The sequence below is a fragment of the Janthinobacterium algoris genome, assembly GCF_051380935.1.
Lineage (GTDB): Bacteria > Pseudomonadota > Gammaproteobacteria > Burkholderiales > Burkholderiaceae_D > Janthinobacterium.
In genome coordinates, this window is the sequence record NZ_JBNYXZ010000012.1 from 30,886 (window position 1) to 49,474 (window position 18,589).

Consider the following 18,589-nt stretch of genomic DNA (forward strand, 5'->3'; position numbering starts at 1 on the left):
GGGCTTTTTTCATTTCTGGCCTTGCAGTTCCTGCAGCATTGCTTCGTAGTGCTGGCGCGTCCGCACATGGCCCGGGTCGACCGGCAATTCGTGCTCGACGTGCCCTTGCTGCTGGGCTCCCTGCTCTGCCTGCGCCGGCGCGCCGCCTTCCGGCCGCATGGCCGTCCAGGTCAAACCGCCACCTCGCACGTGGCTGGCAATGCGATGGCCTTCAGTTCGCGGATCGCGATATCGGTCACTTCGTGCATGCGGATCAAGATCGTGGCGCCGATGGGCAAGCGGCCGTGGCGGATCTTGCTGATCACCGGCGGCGCCACTTCGAGCGCGCGCGACAGCGCAGCATCGTTTTTCAGGCCCAGTTTCGCCATCACCGCGTCGAGCAGATCGTTGTTGCCCACGTGGCTGTTCAGCGCCTGGCTCGGGGAATGGATAGGTGTTTGCGTCATGTCATGTTCCAGTTTGATGGTGGATAAATCGGCCGCCAGGCGGCCGTGTGATGCTGTAGCTGTCGGGTGCGGGTTCGTTACGGTGGCTCGCGCCGCGGCACCTCGTATTTCTTCGCCACCCTGTCGGTGGCATCGCGCCATTTCTGGCGCGCTTCCTTGTGCGCCGCCTTCGCGGCAACCTCGCCCTCCCCGTCCCTTGCGACCTGCAGGTCTTTCTCGGCCTGCCGGTAAATCATCGAACGCTGGAAGATCAGCTCCTTCTCCTCGGCTGTGACCTCGGCTTGTTTATTCAATAGCTGCCTCCATGCCGTTAAACCCGCATCCGCACGACGCGCGGGACGACGCCGAAGCACGGGCGCGGTGCCGGCACAATCTGGGCCCTGTTATTTATTGATTTGGGCCTAGCTCCGCTGGAAAACGGCGGCGTATCATTCCGTTTCGGCCTGGCGTCCAGGTGATTGCGGATGATTACGATCGTGCATTCGTTCAGCACATCGCTGACGGTCTTGCGCATCGCAGTGCACGCGGCTTGCAGGGCATCCTTGTTGTCGTCCGTGATATAGCCCTTGACGAGCGCGGTGCGTTTTTGCTTCTGTTTCATGGTTTTCTCCTGGTGGTCGGTGTTACAGGGTTTGGGCGCAGCGAAAATGCAGGTCGTACGTTTGTGCTGTTTTAAGGCGGACGCTCGCTTACGGGCGATGCGTACTCCTCAAGCGGCTCGCCGCAAGGAAGCTGGCCCGGTTCGAGCAGAGGGATGCGCACGAAGTCATCCGCCGGGCGCGGCGGGGGAATTGGGATCAGGCTGATCATGGCTTGGCGCCCACGTCGATGCAGACGGCGGCCCGCACAGGCACGGTGTCGAAGATGGCGTTAGCGGTGGGCGGCTGGCGGCCGGCGTGGCAGGGAGAGACAACGATCAGTTCGGGCCAGATCTTGTACCAGTCTTCCGGGCGCAGGTCTTTGCGGGAAACCTCGCCTCCCGTAGCGCGCTCGATCTCGACGCAGCGCTCAGGAGGAACTGGCCGCAACGCATTCGCCCATTGGCTAATAAGCACTGGAGTGATGCCGATCTTGTCGGCTAAGTCGCGCTGGGATCCGCGACCTTTGACGTATTCGATGAGTTTCATAACCTCACTATAGCAATTTGCTTTTGCTCTTGCAATAGCAATTTGCATATTCCCATATAAAGCGTTTTGCTATTAAATGACCATATGGCTACATCTAAAGAAATCCGCATCGAAAATCTCCGAACACTCGTCAACGAATTCAGGACGGCGGACGCCGTGGCTCAACGCGCAGCCACGGCCCCCATGTATCTCAGTCAAATATTGAATAGTGCGAAGTCATCTACCGGTACCGCGCGTGGCGTGGGCGATAAGTTGGCTCGCAAGCTGGAGGCCGGTTGCGGTAAGCCGGAAGGTTGGATGGATGCCGACCACAGCGACGACCAGATTGAGGATATTCCTCAAGATCACGGCGATCCCGTTTCTACCTCCCCTGCCCACCCTCTGTTGCCCGGCGCCCGCCGTGTCACCGTAGGCGAATCCAGCCCTGCAACGATCCCCATCAAACTGGTCACAATGCACCTGCAGGCCGGGATCATGGGATTTGAAGTGGAGCAAAACTTTGAAGATGGCGGCACATTAGATGTGCCATTGCGATGGGTCGAGGAAAATGATTATGTCCCGCACTGTTTGATTGCTATCAAAGTGCGAGGCGATAGCATGCAGCCCCTGCTGTACCAGGGCGATATCGCCGTGGTCAATATCGCAGATAATAAAAAAGTAAGTGGAGGCGTCTACGCCATCAATTTCAATGGCGAGCCCGTCATTAAGCGCCTCAAATATGAAGGGCGCGAGTGGTACATGACCTCCGAGAATGGCGATCCGCAATTCGCGAGAAGGCTTTGCCGTGGCGGTGATTGCATCATCGTGGGGCGCATCGTGCGCTTTGAGCCAAGAAATTTTAAAGACCGACTCTAAGTCATTCGGGCAATCAGGAGCGATATGAAACGCTTACTTTTAGTGTTGGCCACCCTAGCCTTCTCATCCCAGGCCAGTGCGGTGCCATGCAACAAGGCGGCCGCGCAGGACGTGCGAAAGATGATGTCTGAATTCGCAAAATGGGAACTCGGTAGCGACACCAGAAAAATCAAAGTCACTTGGAACCACAAGACCGATAGCCAGTCGGTGAGTGGAATATTGCGCCTCATGACTGCGTTTGCCGATGCGGACGCTTGCATCATGGGCTACCCGCGTGAAATTCGATTTTACCGGTTAGGCAAGCAGGAAGGTATTGCCTCACCAGATTATGGCATCAAGCTCACAAACTAATTTACCAAACCTGGTACCCATGGCGTCACTTCGCAGACAGCGGTGCGCGACTGGTAAAGTAACGTAACAATTCGATAGATTTCCCGTTGGTAATTTTTATATAATACCAAAAATTATTGACCATCGATATTTACCAAAAGAAATATTACATTAAAATTAACATGACGAGTTATATAAACGAAGAAATCTTGTGCGAGGCTTACACCCGACTCAACATCAATATTTTCAATGACAAAGAAAAGTTAGCAGTTTTAGAAAAAAGTCTCAAAGATTTTTTCGGTGAGCGTGCTCGATTTTATCTTGGGCAAGATGTTGAAATAAAAGTCGACTTTGAAGAAGGCAGTTTAATCACAAAATTAAAGGTAGTTGGTGGTGCGGTGGCAGTTATGGCCACCGCCCTCGCTTCCTACGGAAGTTTTCGAGAAAGTGTTGTACAAATATCTCAAGATGCAACCACGTTGGCGCAGAGTGCAAACTTGGAGGTCATATTCAGAACAAAAGCAGCATATTGTGATCGCGTAAGTTCTGAGCGCCGAAAAGGAATTTTTGGAAGAGTTGAAGATTTAATTAGAAAGCTTGACGATGTTCATGAAAAAGTTGGTCAGTCAAAACTTCCTACTAGCCCGATTTCATTGAAACAATTCAATTCGTCAACTGATGCACTTATTGCATGGGATTTAGCATCAGATAAATTTTTTAATAAACTAACTGATATTCCAACTATTGCGTGCCTTTCTGCTGGCCTACTGGAGGAGTTGGAGAAGTTGCCAGAAAATACCCCATGGGAATCAGACCTAACAGGCGCCTCATTCCGAGCCACTTTGGCAAATACCAATGCCAAGCTAGGCGGCGACATCGCTGGAGCAGCTGCACGTTATGCGGCATCAATACGAGAGGTGAAAAAGTCAATGCGCAGACGGGTTGATCAACACGCCCCTAAGCCAACATAAGATTGCGTAATAAGGTCGCACATTGCAATGGGCGGCCCAAGAGTCCGAGGTGATTCCAGGACTGCTGGCGCGTCCATTAACTACAAGCAGAAATTTATGCCCATAAATCGCGCATTGCAAAACGAACTTCTGACGCACCTCTCCGGGACGTACCCGAAGATGACACTCATGGCAGAATTTGTCGGAAGGAATCCGGACGTCTCACCAAATCTGCATTACCTGTATGAGCACGGACTAATCGATGGCGCATACTCCCAAGAAACGGGCGGATCAAAAACTTTCTTCCAGGCCAAGATCACATCGGCCGGCTTGGATTTTCTGGCTGACGATGGAGGCCTTACCGCAATCCTAGGCGTGGTAACGGTCAAGCTTCACGATGAGACGATCCGCGACTTGATTGCAACACGTATTCAGGATTCAAACCTGCCGCCAGAAGAAAAAAATGGATTGTTGCATCAGCTTCGAGAGCTGCGCGGCGAGTCCATAAAACACCTGACAATGAAACTATTGGATGCGGGCGCGGAGAATCTGCCGAAATTAATTCAGATAATTCAAACGTCCCTGTAATCACGTCTACGATCGTCTGGTCGGCATCGGCGCAGCGAACATACCGCGCGTAGCCGATTGGCTCGGCAGTGCCCTGGCGGCCCAGCGCGAGCCAGAACTCGGCCAGATCGGTTTTCATCGCCAGATACGATTCGGTCGAACCAAGGAAAGCGCGGTTGGACATAGTCATCAGCGCAGTCGGCTGCATCGAGTCGCCAACTTTGCCAGCAACTTCTTTTTCCTCGCCAGCCGGGGATTTTTTTTGCCCCAGCGGGGCCGAATTATTTTCCACTATGTTCTCCTCTGTAAAGGGTACTCAAAAATCATTATCTTGCTCTCGAAGTAAGCTTTTGATCTTGCAGTTCCAAGTTCTAAAGCTGCTGTTTTGAAGTCTATGCCCTTGGAGGCTCGGTTCCTGAGCAACACTCTCCCAGCAGCCAAGCAATATAGCCTGGCTCCGCGAGAACGCCGAATGCACCTCTTCGACTTCGGCCACTGCGCATAAAAAAGGGGGGGCCTTTGACCGTCTCCGGCCCCCGACTCGACTCTCTCATCCCGCTATCACCCATCGTCGCCGCTCGTCGTCCTTCTTGCGGCACTTCCACTACGCCCGTTTCGCATTAATACCCTGGGTACTTTGTAGCGTTCGCCCGCTCCATCTATCTGGACTCGCGCCGCCCGGCGTGATTTTATCCGGGCATCCGGTCGCCCGAATCTCTGGCGACGAAAACATTTTACATGAAAAGAGGAAAATAAAAGCAAATTGCTCTTGCTATGCCAAAAGCAAATTGCTATAGTTCGCTCCATCGAAAGCAAACACAGGAGTACGACATGTCCCCAGCCGAACTTGCAGCACTCGAAGCGGTCCTCGTCGCCCACGGCGAAGTGATCCCGGCAATCGTCATCCCAGCGCGCGGCTGATCGCCATGAAGGTCACCGCTTCCACCGTTCAGCAGCTGCTGATCACCGACGTGACAGGCCTCGACCCGATCCGCGTCCTGATCGAAGACCTGGCACCGGGCAAAGGCTTGCTGACGCTTTGCTGCTTTCACAACGCATGGGCCATGGCCTTCACCGGCTACTGGGGCGCGATGTCTGACCGCACGCTGGTGCAATTTTTGGCCGACTGCGACCCGGACTACATCGCTGGCAACCTGGAATGGGCGTTGCCGAAGACGCGCAAGCAGACGAAGTACCTGACCCGCATCGTGGTCGCCATGCAAGCGGCGCTGCGCCAACTGGCGGCAAGCGCCCCGGAGACGGTATGAGCGCCCGCGACCACAACGCTGCCGAACTGCGCGAGGAAATGATCACCAGCCTCGCAGCTGAGAAAAATGCAGCCGCTCGCACCAGCGTGCTGACCGGCGGCTCTGGCGCCAGCGGGATCGCCAACATGCTGCTCGACAAGCTGGCCGAGCGCGGCGTGATGTGTGTTTTGGCCCGCACTGCCCTGGCCTGTGACGCGACCACCGCTGGCAACGCGCTGCGGGAAATTGTCGCCGACGCTATTTATTCGGATGCGCTGGCGGTCGCCACAAGAGAAATCGACGGCGCCGCGAAGTTGGCGCGCGACGATCCGGCGAACTGCCAGGCCAAGAGCCGCGCGCAGGCCGTGGCGCTGGAGAAATTGCAGGTGTGATTGCGCCGGTTGCGGTCGCCAGGTGCCGCAACCACCTGGCTATGTTCCCCGGCATGAACGGCCGGGCTGTGGGATCAGCATGCCCCGCCTCCCTGCGCAGGCGACCCGAAAGGGCAAGCGCAGGACCGCCAACCACACAGGGGAAATTATGCGCATCAATATTTACAGCCAAGAATTGACGTCCGAAGTGATCCTGGTCGAAAAGGCCAGCAATACCGAAGTCGTCTACCACGCGGCGCAACTCATCCTGCACAGCAGCGAAAAGCTGCATCACCCGCCGGAAGATGATGACCGCAGTGCCGTGACGTTCTGGCTGCCGAAATCCGATCATCGTCGCGAGGAAATGGCAAAGGCTTTCGAAGAGATCGCCGCAATCTTCCGCACGGCGCCCAAGGCAACCGGTCTGGACTGATCCGGCCCCTGACCTGCGCCAGGTGAGCGCAGGAACCACACAGAAGCACCATTCGATGCAATTAAGCGCTGGTCAATTGCCCGTTGACGCAGACGCAGGTAAGCCGGCTGAAAAGCAGAGGCGCTTGGATTGGAGGCCGTTGGATGGGGCTTCTGTGTGGTGAATGCGCAGGCTGATGCGCGAGCGGAGATTATCCCGGGCGCTTGTTTGAGCTGACGTATCGAGAATTGGAACATGCCGGAGGAAGTCAGCACCGGCCGCCACACGCCAGCCTGAGTGCGCATAGGCCCATGTCGGACATGGATAAAGCCGAACGAATGCCCCGGAGTGGCTCAGGGCCGGACAGCAAGGGCCGGAACTGGCCGAGTTCGATTCTCGGCAGGGGCGCCAGATCATAACCAGGAGAGTGGCCATGCGCCAAGTTCAAGTTTTCAAGTGGCTTCAAGAAAGAGACGGCGACGGCAAATTGCAAAACGTCCGCACCCAGGATGGCATGGCCACATTCCATCAGTTCGGCGCCGCCTATGAAGAGTTCGAGAATGGCGCTGGCAATTACGCGATCGCCATCATCGAGCGCGCCGACGGCAGTGTCCAGCAGGTCACTGCCGACATGATCCAGTTCGCCGCGCCGCCGGCCGCCTCCGCGCATATCGGTGCGAAGTGGGAAAAAGTACTGGCCGAGACTGGCTTCGTGCAGCGCCTTCGCGTCCCGACCGGCTGGCTGGTGCGCGAAATACTGGAATGCGCTCACATCGGCAACGACAAGAACGAATACATCACAACCGGCTACGACTGGCGCGTGGCGCTGGCCTTCGTCCCTGATTCTGATGGCGTGTGGCTGGCGGCGCAAGGCGGCGCAGCATGATTGCCGCCCGCAACGTCACCGCCGGCCGCCAGTCCCGCTTGGCCGTGTCTGCCGCCCTCGCCTTCGCCCACCAGGACGCTGGCGTCGAATCGGCGCTGAACAGCGGCTGCCTGGATGCGACCGACCATATGCCGGCCGGTGCCTGCTACGGCAAGGAGGCCACGACCGCACGCAACGGTATCCGCGTGCTGCTGGCTGACCGTGAAGGGAGTGCATCGTGAGCTACATCATCACCACTTGCACGGCCACCGGCAGCCAGCACACGTACGCCGGCACCGGCAGCCCTGACGCCACCCTCGCCGCGCTACCAGACGACGAGCCGATGAGCATCACCGTGCTGGTGTCGCCGTGATCGCCCTCTTCCGCCGCCTGTTGGCCGCCCACCGCTTCTACCAGGCGCAGCACCAGCACCGCATGAACAAGATGCGCCTGGCCGGCGTGCGCCGCGAGCTGGCCGGACTGGAAGAAATGCGCAAGGAGCTGATCACCGCCCAGATCGAAGCGCTGATCGACCTGGACGCATCCGCCGAGCGCGTGCAGCGCCTGGGTCGCGCCCACCGGGAGGCGCAGTGGACGTCGTCAGCCAAGCCGTGATCGACGTGGCCAGCCAGGCCCTGCGCAACTGGCATTCCGGCCACGCCATCGTCTATGCCGTCCGCCTGGCGCTGTTGAAGGCAGAAATTACAAAAATCACAAGGAAAACGTCATGAACGCAGTTACGCAAGAAAGCCGCACCGCCATGCAGGCGACGCAATACGAACAGGGCGACATGCCCGTCGTGGCCACCAGCAGCGCCTCGCTGATCCTCGACAGCGCGAGCATGGACAGCATGATGCGCCTGGCCGACATCATGGCCAAGGGCCGCGCCACCATCCCGGAGCACCTGCGCGGCAGCCCGGCCGACTGCGCTGCCGTCATCATGCAGGCCATCCAGTGGCGCATGAACCCGTTCGCGGTGGCGCAGAAAACGCACCTGGTGAACGGCACGCTCGGCTACGAGGCGCAGCTGGTCAATGCCGTGATCCAGTCGAGCGGCGTCACGCTGGACCGCTTCAGCTACGACTGGTATGGCCCTTGGGAAAAGATCATTGGCAAGTCGAAGGTGCAGCAAAAGGCTGCAGTGGGCAAGTACGGAGATAAGGACTATAAGAAGGCTTCCGAATATCGGATACCCGATTACAGCATGGCCGACGAGGATGGCTTGGGCGTCCGCGTCTGGTGCACTCTCCGGGGCGAAACCGAGCCGCGCGTGCTGGATCTCCTGCTAGTCCAGGCCAGCGTACGCAATTCGCCGCTTTGGGCGACCGATCCGAAGCAACAGCTGGCCTACCTCGCAGTCAAGCGCTGGACACGCCTGTATGCACCGGACGTGATCTTGGGCGTCTATACCCCCGACGAACTGGAGGAAGTGAACCGCGAAATGCGCGATATCACGCCGACCGGCGAACAGGCTGCAGCCGCCGCGCCAGCACCGGAAGCAGCGCCTCAACTGATCCAGCAGGCCAAGGCCGCCGCAGCCAAGGGTGTCGCCGCTTATCAAAAATTCTGGAGCGAGGCCGGCGCGCCGAATCGCAAGGCGCTGGCCATCTATCACGACGGCTGGAAGGCCGACGCCACTGCCGCCGATCAGGGTCGCACCATCGACGCAGGGCCGGTCGCAGGCACCGCCAAGCCGCTGTCGGACGACATGCAGGCGCTGTTGGCTGACCTCACGCAGGATGCTGATACTGGCGTCGAATTCTTTAACGACGTGTGGAGCCGCCTATCGCCAGCGACACAGGGCGCGCTGGCCGGCGAATATCCCAAGCTGATGGCCCGCGCCGAGGCTGCCGGAGCTGCGCAATGATCGTCCTCAACTGCGAACAAGGCAGCGATTCATGGCATCAGGCGCGCGCCGGCGTGATCACCGCCAGCATGTTCGTGGTTGCACGCTCGCGTACCGGCGGCCTGGACGAGAAGCAGCAAATTTATGTCGATGCAATCCGTCATGGCTACAGCGAAGGTTATGCGCGCGACTTGGCCGGCTACCGCGCGGCGCCAAAAGCTGAATCTGTTCAGCGTGCTATTGAGGGGCTGCCAGTAGGCGACTTCTCAGAGGCGGCCAAGGCCTATGCCTTCCGCCTGGCCATTGAGCGAATCAGCGGCAAGCCATTGGACGAGAGCTTCGAGACGTACGCCATGCGGCGCGGTCACGAGTTGGAGCCGGCGGCACGTCGCGAGCACGAGATCGTCAGCGGTCATATGGTGGAGCGCGCGGGCTTCGTGCTGACCGGCGACCGACTGTTCGGCGCTAGCGCCGACGGGCTGATCGGTCGCGACGGTGGCAGCGAATACAAATGCCTGATCTCGCCGGAGCGCCTACAGCGCATCTACATCGAGAACGACGCCAGCGAGTTCATGGACCAGGTGCAGGGCTGCATGTGGATCACGGCGCGCAAGTGGTGGGACTTCTGCCTGTACTGTCCTGCCCTGGAGATTATCGACAAGCACTTGTGGATGCGTACCTTCCAGCGCGACGACGAATACATCGATCAGATGGTCGAGGAGCTGACCGAGTTTGAAAAACTGGTTTCCCATAACGAAAAACTATTACGGATGAAGGAGGCAGCATGAACAACCAACCTAACGAAATCGCAGCAGTTGGCGCCACCACTGCTCAAGCAATCGCGGCGGCTGCCGGCAGCCAACTGATCACCCTGGACCCAGCCGCGTACGTCGCCGAGGTTTTCAAGCCATACAACGATATATTCGCCATCTTGAAGGCTGAAGCCGACACGATCACCCCGGACGCCAGCACGACGGCCGGCATGGAAATCTGTATCAAGTACCGCGCCGCGTTCCGCGACGATGTGCGAGTGGCCGGCGAGAAAGCGCGCGTCGAGCGCAAGGCTCCCATCCTGACCATCGGCAAGTTGCTGGACTCGAAGTACGCCGATTTGAAAAACGCAGTCATTCCTTACGAAGCCAAGTTCGACGCGGCCATCAAAGCCGAGGAGAAGCGCAAGGATGACCTGAAAAAAGCCGAGGCCGAGCGCGAGGAGAAGACGCGCCAGCGCATCATCAACATTCGCGAACTGCCACTGGCGACCGTCGGCAAGTCAGCGGCTGCGATCGCCGAGATGATCGCAGTGCTGGAAACTGACCTGCCCGACGAATCGTTCGGCAAGCTCCAAGATGCGGCCGTGACGGCGCGCGCGGATGTGCTGGTGAAGTTGGCCGGCGTGCACGCTGCTGCTGTAGCCAGTGAAGAAGAAGCGGCCCGCATCGCTGCCGAGCGCGCCGAGCTGGCCCAGTTGCGCGAAGCGGCTGCCGAACGTCAGCGTCTGGCACTGGAAGAGGCCGAGCGCGTCGCCGCAGCACAGAAGGCTGAGGCGAACCGCCTGGCTGCGCTTGCAGCCGAACAGGAAGCTGCCGCCCTGCGCGAACGCGAAGCCGCCGCAGCTCAGCTTAAGGCGGAAGCCGATGCCCAGGCCGAGAAGAACCGTCTTGCCCAAGCAGAGATTGACCGCCAGCTGGCTGAACTGGCCGCAGCGCGCCAGGCCGATGCTAACCGTGCCGCCGTCGAGCAAGCGCGCGTTGCCGCAGAAGCGCAGGCAGCGGCTGACCGCCAGGCCGCTGCCGACCAAGCCGAGCGTGACCGCGTAGCTGCTGAACAGCAGGCCGCTGCCGTAGCCGAACAAGGCCGCCTGGCTGATCTGGCCGATGTAGCTGCGGCAGCAACTCCTGCTGTCTGCCAGCCAGTGCGCCTTGAAGTGCGCGAAACGGCGCCTGTAGGCCAGCCCACGTTGCGCCTCGGCCAGATCGGCGAGCGCCTTGGCTTTGCCCTTACCGCCGAGTTTCTGGCTTCACTGGGATTTGGCCATGCAGCCACCGACCGCGCCGCCAAGCTGTATCACGAAAGCTCGTTCCCATCGATGTGCGCAGCACTGACTCGCCATATCAGCGCCGTACAAGCCAAGCACGCCGCTTAAACCATTGCCACCCACCAGGAGATCACTATGAGCGCCATCCCTAAAATCGTCATGCACCAGGTCGAATCCAGTCAGTTCGCAGCCATCGGCCACGCGCCAGAACTGAACCTGCTGGCCATCCAGTTCCACCCGAAGAAATCGACCGGCCAGAGCGGCATTTACCACTACCAAAATTTCAACGCCGAACTGTTCGCCGAATTCCTGGGCGCCGAGTCGCACGGCTCGTTTTTCATCCAGCGCATCAAGAAATGCGCTGACCAGTTCCCATATTCGAAGGTCGACCAGACGGAGTTCAGCCACGCGGCGCCGCAGCCGGCCGTCAAACCGGCCAGCCTGGCCGAAGCCCCGCCGGTCAAGCTGAGCAAGGAGCTGCTGGCCGGCCTGCTGACGGGCCGCGAATACGGCAAGGAAATGCTGAAGGAAGAGGAAATGCAGGCCAAAGCGGCCGGCCTGATCGTGATCTTCGGCGCCAGCGATGACCTGATGGAATTCCGTGGCTTCGTGGACGACGAGCGCGGCGCGCCGACCATTGCGCTGATCGACGCCAAGGGCCTGCTCCCGTTCCGCGAGGATATCGAGCACGACGACGAAGCGCTCAAAGACTATTTCGCCCGGGCGCCGCAGGTGCGCGCCGTGGATGCCCTGTGGGCTAAGGAGGACGGCTACAGCTGGACTTACCGTACCGACGTGTCGCACGCCACCTTTGAAATCGTGGAAGACGGCGAGCCGTACTGCCGCGGCATCGTGATCGACGTGGCCGACTTGGGCGGTGCAGCGTGACAGGCCGTCCGGCCCGCAAGTCTGCCGCACAGCTGCAGGCGGAATGCGACAAGTTCAACGCGGCGCACCCGGTCGGCGCCGCCGTCAGCGTCAAGCTGGACAGTGGCGAGGTCCGCGAGACGGTCACGAATAGCGAAGCGCAGGTCATGGGCAGCCACACCGCAGTCATCTGGCTGGATGGCATCAGCGGCTGCTATGACCTGGAACGCGTGACGGCTTTGAAGGCGGCAAAAGCATGACGGCGCGCGGCGCTGCGGGAGCACCGCCTTGACAGAAATCGTGCTCATGAAAACGGCAAACGTCCTCGTCCCACACGACGAGGCAGCGGCCGACTTCATTCAGAAAATGAAGGTTGGCGCGCTGATGCACGCCGATTTCAAGAAGGTGCGGAATTACAAGTTTCATAAGAAGTACTTCGCCCTGGTGTCCTTCGCCTTCGACCAGTGGGAGCCGCGTGCCGGCCTGACCTACCAGGGCCAGCCAGTGGCGAAGAACAAAGAGCGGTTCCGGAAAGACGTGGCGATCCTGGCCGGGTTCTTTGAATCGACGGTGAACCTCAAGGGCGAGGTACGACTGGAAGCCAAAAGCGTTTCGTTTGCACAGATGGACGAGATCGAGTTCGAAGCGCTCTACAACGAGACGATCAACGTCATCTTGCAGCGCGTTTTGACCAAATACACACGCGACGACCTGGATGCGGTCGTTGAGCAACTACTGCGGTTCGACCGCTGAAGGACAAGATATGTGGTTCAAGAATCTTCAAATTTATCGCCTCCCGAAAAACTGCGCAATGACGGCCGACGCCCTCGCCGCAGCGCTGGTGCCGCAGAAATTCACCGATGCCACCAGCATGGATCTCGTCAGCCAAGGCTGGGCCGCGCCGCGCCCGAATGGCGACCTCGTACACGCCGTCGCCGGCCAGTTCCTGCTGCAGCTGAAAACCGAGAAGAAATTGCTGCCGTCCAGCGTCATCAACCAGTTCACGAAAGCCCGGGCGACGGAAATGGAAGAAGCCCAAGGCTTCGCGCCCGGCAAAAAGGCCATGAAGGAGCTAAAGGAGCGCGTCACCGACGAGCTGCTGCCGCGCGCCTTCCCGCTGGCCAGCACCACGGCCGTATGGATCGACCCGATCAACGGCTGGCTTGTCATTGATGCGGCCAGCCCGAGCAAAGCAGACGAAGTGGTCAAACTGCTGCTCAAGTCCGTCAGCAAGCTACCGCTGGAAAGCCTGCGCGTGCAGCGCTCGCCCGTGGCGGCAATGACTGAATGGCTGCAGGCGGACGATGCGCCGGCCGGCTTCACCATCGACCAGGATGCGACGATGCGCGCCACGGGCGAGAGCAAGGCCCAAGTGGCATACAAGCGCCACACCTTGGAAGCGGACGATATCCGCCGCCATATCGCCGCCGGCAAGCAGTGCACGCGCCTGGCCATGACCTGGAGCGACAAGATCAGCTTCGTGCTGGACGAGAGCCTGGCCATCAAATCGGTGAAGGCGCTGGAGATCATCAAGGAAAGCGCCACGCGCAATGACGACGAGCGCTTCGACAGCGATTTTGCGCTGATGTCGGGCGAGCTGGCCAAGATGCTGGCCGATCTGGTTGAGGCGCTGGGTGGCGAGGCCTACGTGGAGATGCAGGCGCCGGGCCCGGCTGCTGCCGGCCAGCAGAAGATCGAGCGCGCCGTGAACTTGACTGCCGATCTGTACAAGCTTCGCGCCCGTTACCGCGATGTGCTCAACGAGTTGTATGACAGCACCGTGCAGCCGGCCGTTGCCCGCGTGCGCGAGCACATGGCGGAAACCGCCGAGAGCGCGATTAAATCCGCGCTGACGCTGGCTAAGGAGCTTCCTGGCGGCTCTCAATCCGCCGACCTGCTGCTGGTAGCCGCCGTTGAGATCATGGAACCGAGCCCACGGCCAGCAGCGGGCGATGCCCCTGTCCGCCAGCAGCGACCGGTGCCGCACCTGAATGGCGAAGCGGCAGGCGCCGTGCTGCCCGGCGACGGCAGTGCGACCGATCCGCTATACGACCAGGCCGTCGAGTTGGTGCGCAGCCGGCAGCGCGCATCGATATCCCTAGTGCAACGGTATTTGGGCATTGGCTACAACCGTGCGGCCCGGCTGATCGAGGCGATGGAAGCCGCCAGCGTGGTCAAGGTTACGCAGGGCAACTATACGGTGGCGGCCGTGATGGGAGCGGCAACATGATCGGCCCAGGCGGCTACATGGCGGCACCAAAGTCGGCTGAACGGCCAGCCTACAACACGGCGCCGATCCGTTGCGGCAGGATGAAATGCAAGTGGCGCGGCTACGAGGGCGAGATGACCAGCGTGCAAAGCAAGAAGTTCGGCCCAGGCGTGACGGCCAAGGTTTGCCCGGTCTGCGGCACGCATGGGTACTACCACATGACGCAGGGCGAAATAGCGGCGTGGGAACGCCGGAAGCGCGCAGGAGGCGCCACATGATCAACCGCCTCTACACCGTAAGCGCCACCGTAACGGCAGTCGTTGTCGCGCCCAGCGTGAGCGAAGCTGAGAAATTGTTTCAAGCAGGCTTCGCCGAAATCATCGCAGACAGCCAGCACAACGGCTATGTCGACGATGAAGTTCGCTCCGAGGATGACCTGCCGGAAGACTGGACCGTCGATTGCCTGCCGTACGGCCCACGCGGGAATGAGCTGACCATCGGCGATTTCCTGGACGTGCTGCCGCCGCTGGTGGTGCGCGATACGAAAACCGTCGATATGTTTGCTGCCACGCTGGCCGCTGGAGAAAAATCATGAAAGAGCGCCCCATCCTCATGAACGGTGCCATGGTGCGCGCCGTGCTCGACGGCAGCAAGACGCAGACGCGCCGGGTCATCAAGCCGCAGCCGCAAAAGGTCACCGACAGGCATATCGAGCCGTGGCAGGGCGATCCGGCCGCACTCCTTTCCCTGCTGGCGGAATCGGGCCGAAAATGCCCATACGGCCAGGCTGGCGACCGCATTTGGGTGCGCGAGACGTTTTGCATGGACGATAACGGACATGAGGAATGGCCGATCTTCCGCGCCGATGGCGCTGAGCTTCCACAACGGCAGCCGACACGAAAACCAGCGCGCTGGACGCCCAGCATCCACATGCCGCGCTGGACAAGCCGCATCCTGCTGGAGATCGTGTCGGTGCGCGTCGAGCGCCTGCAGGACATCAGCGACGCCGACATTGTTGCCGAGGGCATTGATATGGAAGCGCTGGCCGAATCGCAGGATCGCTACGACATCGTGTGCAAAGGGACTGACACCAGCGGTCGCGCAACCGAGCGCTCGGCCTGGCGCGACCTGTGGGAATCGACCGGCGGCTGCTGGGATTCGAATCCGTGGTGCTGGGCCATCACCTTCAAGCGGGTTACGCGATGAAGCGCCTGCTTGCCTATGAAGTCCGCGAACCCGGCGAGGGCCATTGCGTCATCACCTTTGCAACCAACAGCGCTACAGCACGGCGCGAAGGTGGGAATGAGCTGGACTGCTCCTTCAACGAAGTCGAATCCTGCAACCGCCGCCCGCAGTTCGATCAGTACGCGCCCGGCCCTGTGCCGCACGCGGTCCTAATCGAACATGGCTGGTGGTTCGAGTGCAACCACTGCAGCCGGCGCGTCACCGAAACCATGCAGCAGGAAGCCGAGGACGAATGTGAAGAGCACGAACACCTGGAAGTTGTCACGAATGGTAATGCCGTCTACTGCAGCTACAGCTGCGTGATGGGGGAGTTTGTCGAGCAGCGCGCCCGCAAGGCCGCACAGGCGGCCCTGATCGAGTTCTTTGCGGTCACATATCCGGACTGCAAGATCGGCAGCATCTGGGTAAGCCGCGCGCCGCTGCAGGGGCCGGACAGGCTCGGACATGCCCAGGCGCTCCTCTACTTCAGGTTTCCAGGGGCGCAGCACGACGCCACCTTTACGTTCGGCGAAGACTGCATGCGCATCTCGCCTGATGACAGGCCAGCTTTCTACGCCTGGCGCGGCATCAAGATGCCCACCACGGAGGCAGTATGACCGACAACGACGAAGTGCCGAACAGCGAGCGCAGCCCCGGCGCCGCGCGCGTGGCGGCGGCCCTGATCCTGATTTACGTGGCGGCGACCCTGGCGGGCATCCTGGCCGCGACAACCTGAAAGGTAAATATGAGCAAGCTTATTGAATGGGCGCCTGTCATGCGCGATGCCGAGGGCTGGTACTCGCATCCAGATATGCCAGAGTTCAACGAGGATCAAAAAGCGGAGTATCGCGCCTGGCTGGCTGCGCAAGGCCTGGAAACTGCTTATGCCACTTTGTGCGGCGAGGATGATAAGCATCCGGCCTATATCGTTTACTTCGACCAGGCTGGAACGGACGTCTCCAACTGGCATCCGGAAGAACCGGCAGGTGATGGCTGGTTCACGCTATCTATTCACGACTCCGATGATGGCCCGTACTGGGTATGGGGCCGTCGCATGCCGGCGGCGTAATGAGCGGCCGCAGCCCAACGCCCGCGCCGGAAACCCCGGCCGAGGCAGCCTACAAGCTGGACCGGGCCGTGCTGCGCGCGATCCACACCTGCCAGCCCGTGCTTTTCGAGGGCAAGCAGCACCACTTGCACGGCATGAGCACCCAGGTGCTGGGCGGCGGCGTGTCGTCCGTGATTTACCTGATGGGCGACGCGACACCGCGCGAGCCAAGTGAGATAACCTTTTTGGAGCATGCAGAATGAACAACAACGCTAGTATTGACGCGCTGGAGCAAGGTGGCCCCCTTTCGGTCGCCGTAACGCCGCAGCATCTGGCCGTGCCGGACGGCTGGAAGCTGGTGCCGGTTGAACCGACGCCTGAGATCATCGCTGGCGCCGCAATCGCATCCTGGCCAACCGCAACGCTTGCCGATATCGACCTGGCACGCCAGGCTGCGCCGCTCGTCTTGATGCAGATGGACATGGCACCGGGCACGACCGTCGATGCGTTGGCTGGCATGCTGGCTACGATGGCGCCGGCATATCGCGCCATGCTGGCGGCAGCGCCGGCGGCTCCAGCACAAGAGCAGCTGGCGGCTCCCGACGATTCATTCCAGAGCCGCGTGCAGCCTTGGATGATGGAGTGCTTCGGTGCCGCAATCTCCGCCGACGGCGCTGAGCGCAATCACCGCTTCCTGGAGGAATCGCTGGAACTGGTGCAGGCGTGCGGCTGCACGGCCAGCGAAGCGCACCAACTGGTCGACTATGTGTACGGCCGCCCGGTCGGCGAGCGCGCGCAGGAAGTCGGTGGCGTTATGGTCACGCTGGCCGCGCTGTGCCTGGCCCAAGGCCTGGACATGCACGCCGCTGGCGAGACGGAACTGGCCAGGATCTGGACGAAGGTCGAGGCGATCCGCGCCAAGCAAGCGGCAAAGCCGAAACATTCACCGCTGCCGGCTGCTGCGCCTCAGCCGATCATCGGGCGGCTGATGGATCAAATCTCGGCGCTGCCTGTCCTGTGGGGCTTGAATGAGCCAGGCGCGCTGCTGCGCAACAGCGACGTGTTCCGCGTACTGGTTGCTGCTGGCCGCGAGCAAGCTAGCCAAGAAGCCGTTCTGGTGCAGTATATCCCTTCGAATTTCACCACGCACCGCAGCGCCTGGCGCGATGCCATCAGCGAATGCATCAATGTGGAGCAAGTTGCCGGCAATGCCAATCAGGCCGCATATTGGCAGCATGAACTGGCCGCGTTTGATCGATCATTTGACCGCTTGTTGGCTGGCGAGGTCAGGCAGGCCGCCCCAGTACAGAGGCAAGAGCCGGTGGCGTGGCGCAGGATGGCCAAGCATGCTTGGGAGTATCGCACCAGTCCACCGACTGAGAAGATGAAAGGCCAGGGCTGGTTGCCGTTGGCCGACGCCGCCCCGGTGCAGCCCGTGGCCGTGCCAGTAGCGATGGAGAACGTGGACGTCTGCGCCGAAATTCGCGCGCTGTGCAGCGCCTGCGGTGGCACAGGCGACGTGCATCGTGCTGATGGTGAATGGCTGGGCGAATGCACTTGCGTGCATGCCCCGCGCCAACGACAAGAACTGCAAGCCCTGGGCGCACACCCAGCGCCATGCGCGCGCAACTGCGAAGCGCCGGCATTCCAAAGCCTGGTGCGGGAGCGCAACGCTCGCATTGCGGAGTTGGAAGCCCAGCTCGTGCGCCGCCGCGCCCCGCTCTCCCCTGAGACGCAGCAGGCCATCGCGGTCGCGCGCGCCGCTGGCCAAACCATCACGGCGACACCGGCCGGCCTGGTCTTCATGAATGATGGCGCCGAGCCTGGCACTAGCGAACTGGATTGCCCTGCTTGCGGCGGCAGCGGGCATGCCGGAGACGTAGCGGCCAGGAGCGCACCATGAACATGAGCGATGCTGAGGAGGTTGTTCGACTCGTCGAGGAGCTGGAATCGAGGAAGCATAAACCTTTACCAGCATTCTTGGGAGCTGATGACGTTGTGACGCTCACGGGCAGGAAGATCAAGCGCCTCCAGGTTGAGGCGCTGCGTAATATGGGCATTCCCTTTTTTGTCAATGCCATAGGCCGCCCAGTGGTAGCGCGCACGGTGGTGGAAGGCAAGGCAGCGGCAGCGCCCCAAGAGAAACCCGCCTGGCAGCCGCCAGGATTGCGAAAGAAATAGACGATG

The 18,589-nt window shown here is 60.4% G+C and carries 32 protein-coding genes and 1 pseudogene; 27 read left to right on the forward strand and 6 right to left on the reverse strand.

Annotated elements, in window-relative coordinates:
* Nucleotides 1-9 precede the first annotated feature (9 nt).
* The 5 genes from ACQ4W7_RS18080 to ACQ4W7_RS18100 form a co-directional block, all read right to left on the reverse strand.
* Nucleotides 10-174: a hypothetical protein gene (locus ACQ4W7_RS18080; protein ID WP_436532236.1), complete on the reverse strand. Its 165-nt coding sequence runs from the start codon at nt 172-174 to the stop codon at nt 10-12.
* On the reverse strand, nt 171-446 hold the full coding sequence (locus tag ACQ4W7_RS18085) for a hypothetical protein (RefSeq protein ID WP_436532238.1): 276 nt from the start codon (nt 444-446) through the stop codon (nt 171-173). The genes ACQ4W7_RS18080 and ACQ4W7_RS18085 overlap by 4 nt, the downstream gene beginning before the upstream one ends.
* A gap of 77 nt (nt 447-523) precedes the next feature.
* Nucleotides 524-739: a hypothetical protein gene (locus tag ACQ4W7_RS18090; RefSeq protein ID WP_436532240.1), complete on the reverse strand. Its 216-nt coding sequence runs from the start codon at nt 737-739 to the stop codon at nt 524-526.
* Between the two features lie 17 nt (nt 740-756).
* Nucleotides 757-1,047, reverse strand: coding sequence for a hypothetical protein (locus ACQ4W7_RS18095; RefSeq protein WP_071077716.1), 291 nt, complete (start codon nt 1,045-1,047; stop codon nt 757-759).
* 205 nt (nt 1,048-1,252) lie between these two features.
* Nucleotides 1,253-1,573, reverse strand: coding sequence for a transcriptional regulator (locus ACQ4W7_RS18100; RefSeq protein ID WP_436532242.1), 321 nt, complete (start codon nt 1,571-1,573; stop codon nt 1,253-1,255).
* A gap of 84 nt (nt 1,574-1,657) precedes the next feature.
* On the opposite strand from ACQ4W7_RS18100, the gene ACQ4W7_RS18105 reads away from it, so the two are divergent.
* The 3 genes from ACQ4W7_RS18105 to ACQ4W7_RS18115 all read left to right on the forward strand — a co-directional run bounded on the left by ACQ4W7_RS18105 (nt 1,658) and on the right by ACQ4W7_RS18115 (nt 3,729).
* Nucleotides 1,658-2,428, forward strand: coding sequence for a S24 family peptidase (locus tag ACQ4W7_RS18105; RefSeq protein WP_436532244.1), 771 nt, complete (start codon nt 1,658-1,660; stop codon nt 2,426-2,428).
* A 24-nt stretch (nt 2,429-2,452) separates the two neighbouring features.
* A complete protein-coding gene (locus ACQ4W7_RS18110) occupies nt 2,453-2,779 on the forward strand; it encodes a hypothetical protein (protein ID WP_436532246.1) in 327 nt (108 codons plus the stop codon).
* 116 nt (nt 2,780-2,895) lie between these two features.
* The gene (locus ACQ4W7_RS18115) at nt 2,896-3,729 is read left to right on the forward strand and encodes a hypothetical protein (RefSeq protein WP_436532248.1); all 834 of its coding nucleotides are present in this window, start codon (nt 2,896-2,898) and stop codon (nt 3,727-3,729) included.
* 364 nt (nt 3,730-4,093) lie between these two features.
* Here ACQ4W7_RS18115 and ACQ4W7_RS18120 read toward each other — a convergent pair whose 3' ends face one another.
* Nucleotides 4,094-4,567, reverse strand: coding sequence for a hypothetical protein (locus tag ACQ4W7_RS18120; protein ID WP_436532250.1), 474 nt, complete (start codon nt 4,565-4,567; stop codon nt 4,094-4,096).
* Between the two features lie 634 nt (nt 4,568-5,201).
* Here ACQ4W7_RS18120 and ACQ4W7_RS18125 point away from each other — a divergent pair.
* The 24 genes and pseudogenes from ACQ4W7_RS18125 (at nt 5,202) to ACQ4W7_RS18240 (ending at nt 18,583) form a co-directional block, all read left to right on the forward strand.
* Nucleotides 5,202-5,543: a phiTE_072 family protein gene (locus ACQ4W7_RS18125; RefSeq protein ID WP_436532252.1), complete on the forward strand. Its 342-nt coding sequence runs from the start codon at nt 5,202-5,204 to the stop codon at nt 5,541-5,543.
* A complete protein-coding gene (locus ACQ4W7_RS18130; RefSeq protein WP_436532254.1) occupies nt 5,540-5,914 on the forward strand; it encodes a hypothetical protein in 375 nt (124 codons plus the stop codon). Before ACQ4W7_RS18125 ends, ACQ4W7_RS18130 begins: the two co-directional genes overlap by 4 nt.
* 79 nt (nt 5,915-5,993) lie before the next feature.
* Nucleotides 5,994-6,326, forward strand: a complete 333-nt coding sequence (locus ACQ4W7_RS18135) for a hypothetical protein (RefSeq protein WP_436532256.1) — start codon at nt 5,994-5,996, stop codon at nt 6,324-6,326.
* Between the two features lie 412 nt (nt 6,327-6,738).
* Nucleotides 6,739-7,191: a hypothetical protein gene (locus ACQ4W7_RS18140; RefSeq protein ID WP_436532258.1), complete on the forward strand. Its 453-nt coding sequence runs from the start codon at nt 6,739-6,741 to the stop codon at nt 7,189-7,191.
* A complete protein-coding gene (locus ACQ4W7_RS18145) occupies nt 7,188-7,412 on the forward strand; it encodes a hypothetical protein (RefSeq protein ID WP_436532260.1) in 225 nt (74 codons plus the stop codon). Before ACQ4W7_RS18140 ends, ACQ4W7_RS18145 begins: the two co-directional genes overlap by 4 nt.
* The gene (locus ACQ4W7_RS18150; protein WP_436532262.1) at nt 7,409-7,543 is read left to right on the forward strand and encodes a hypothetical protein; all 135 of its coding nucleotides are present in this window, start codon (nt 7,409-7,411) and stop codon (nt 7,541-7,543) included. Before ACQ4W7_RS18145 ends, ACQ4W7_RS18150 begins: the two co-directional genes overlap by 4 nt.
* A complete protein-coding gene (locus ACQ4W7_RS18155; RefSeq protein ID WP_436532264.1) occupies nt 7,540-7,785 on the forward strand; it encodes a hypothetical protein in 246 nt (81 codons plus the stop codon). Before ACQ4W7_RS18150 ends, ACQ4W7_RS18155 begins: the two co-directional genes overlap by 4 nt.
* Before the next feature lie 112 nt (nt 7,786-7,897).
* Nucleotides 7,898-9,037: a RecT family recombinase gene (locus ACQ4W7_RS18160; protein WP_436532266.1), complete on the forward strand. Its 1,140-nt coding sequence runs from the start codon at nt 7,898-7,900 to the stop codon at nt 9,035-9,037.
* On the forward strand, nt 9,034-9,804 hold the full coding sequence (locus tag ACQ4W7_RS18165; RefSeq protein WP_436532268.1) for a lambda exonuclease family protein: 771 nt from the start codon (nt 9,034-9,036) through the stop codon (nt 9,802-9,804). The genes ACQ4W7_RS18160 and ACQ4W7_RS18165 overlap by 4 nt, the downstream gene beginning before the upstream one ends.
* Complete coding sequence (locus tag ACQ4W7_RS18170) at nt 9,801-11,162, forward strand: coiled-coil domain-containing protein (RefSeq protein WP_436532270.1); 1,362 nt, start codon at nt 9,801-9,803, stop codon at nt 11,160-11,162. The genes ACQ4W7_RS18165 and ACQ4W7_RS18170 overlap by 4 nt, the downstream gene beginning before the upstream one ends.
* Nucleotides 11,163-11,189: 27 nt before the next feature.
* Complete coding sequence (locus tag ACQ4W7_RS18175; protein ID WP_436532272.1) at nt 11,190-11,942, forward strand: KTSC domain-containing protein; 753 nt, start codon at nt 11,190-11,192, stop codon at nt 11,940-11,942.
* Nucleotides 11,939-12,181 (forward strand): hypothetical protein, encoded by a 243-nt coding sequence (locus tag ACQ4W7_RS18180; RefSeq protein WP_436532276.1) that lies wholly within the window; start codon nt 11,939-11,941, stop codon nt 12,179-12,181. The genes ACQ4W7_RS18175 and ACQ4W7_RS18180 overlap by 4 nt, the downstream gene beginning before the upstream one ends.
* A gap of 40 nt (nt 12,182-12,221) precedes the next feature.
* Nucleotides 12,222-12,674, forward strand: a complete 453-nt coding sequence (locus tag ACQ4W7_RS18185) for a DUF1367 family protein (RefSeq protein ID WP_436532472.1) — start codon at nt 12,222-12,224, stop codon at nt 12,672-12,674.
* A gap of 10 nt (nt 12,675-12,684) precedes the next feature.
* Nucleotides 12,685-13,572 (forward strand): annotated as a pseudogene (locus tag ACQ4W7_RS18190) (recombination-associated protein RdgC); the annotation flags it as partial.
* A gap of 270 nt (nt 13,573-13,842) precedes the next feature.
* Entirely contained in the window at nt 13,843-14,151 is a 309-nt protein-coding gene (locus ACQ4W7_RS18195) for a DNA translocase FtsK (protein WP_426070857.1), read from the forward strand.
* Complete coding sequence (locus ACQ4W7_RS18200; protein WP_426070227.1) at nt 14,148-14,408, forward strand: hypothetical protein; 261 nt, start codon at nt 14,148-14,150, stop codon at nt 14,406-14,408. The genes ACQ4W7_RS18195 and ACQ4W7_RS18200 overlap by 4 nt, the downstream gene beginning before the upstream one ends.
* Nucleotides 14,405-14,725: a hypothetical protein gene (locus ACQ4W7_RS18205; RefSeq protein WP_426070228.1), complete on the forward strand. Its 321-nt coding sequence runs from the start codon at nt 14,405-14,407 to the stop codon at nt 14,723-14,725. The genes ACQ4W7_RS18200 and ACQ4W7_RS18205 overlap by 4 nt, the downstream gene beginning before the upstream one ends.
* Nucleotides 14,722-15,336, forward strand: a complete 615-nt coding sequence (locus ACQ4W7_RS18210) for a hypothetical protein (RefSeq protein WP_436532279.1) — start codon at nt 14,722-14,724, stop codon at nt 15,334-15,336. The genes ACQ4W7_RS18205 and ACQ4W7_RS18210 overlap by 4 nt, the downstream gene beginning before the upstream one ends.
* A complete protein-coding gene (locus ACQ4W7_RS18215; protein WP_426070230.1) occupies nt 15,261-15,971 on the forward strand; it encodes a hypothetical protein in 711 nt (236 codons plus the stop codon). Before ACQ4W7_RS18210 ends, ACQ4W7_RS18215 begins: the two co-directional genes overlap by 76 nt.
* Nucleotides 15,968-16,090: a hypothetical protein gene (locus ACQ4W7_RS18220; protein WP_426070231.1), complete on the forward strand. Its 123-nt coding sequence runs from the start codon at nt 15,968-15,970 to the stop codon at nt 16,088-16,090. Before ACQ4W7_RS18215 ends, ACQ4W7_RS18220 begins: the two co-directional genes overlap by 4 nt.
* 9 nt (nt 16,091-16,099) lie before the next feature.
* Nucleotides 16,100-16,423, forward strand: coding sequence for a hypothetical protein (locus ACQ4W7_RS18225; RefSeq protein ID WP_436532282.1), 324 nt, complete (start codon nt 16,100-16,102; stop codon nt 16,421-16,423).
* Nucleotides 16,423-16,665 (forward strand): hypothetical protein, encoded by a 243-nt coding sequence (locus ACQ4W7_RS18230; protein WP_436532284.1) that lies wholly within the window; start codon nt 16,423-16,425, stop codon nt 16,663-16,665. Before ACQ4W7_RS18225 ends, ACQ4W7_RS18230 begins: the two co-directional genes overlap by 1 nt.
* The gene (locus tag ACQ4W7_RS18235) at nt 16,662-18,305 is read left to right on the forward strand and encodes a hypothetical protein (RefSeq protein WP_436532286.1); all 1,644 of its coding nucleotides are present in this window, start codon (nt 16,662-16,664) and stop codon (nt 18,303-18,305) included. Before ACQ4W7_RS18230 ends, ACQ4W7_RS18235 begins: the two co-directional genes overlap by 4 nt.
* Entirely contained in the window at nt 18,302-18,583 is a 282-nt protein-coding gene (locus ACQ4W7_RS18240) for a DUF4224 domain-containing protein (RefSeq protein ID WP_426070235.1), read from the forward strand. Before ACQ4W7_RS18235 ends, ACQ4W7_RS18240 begins: the two co-directional genes overlap by 4 nt.
* Nucleotides 18,584-18,589: the final 6 nt, after the last annotated feature.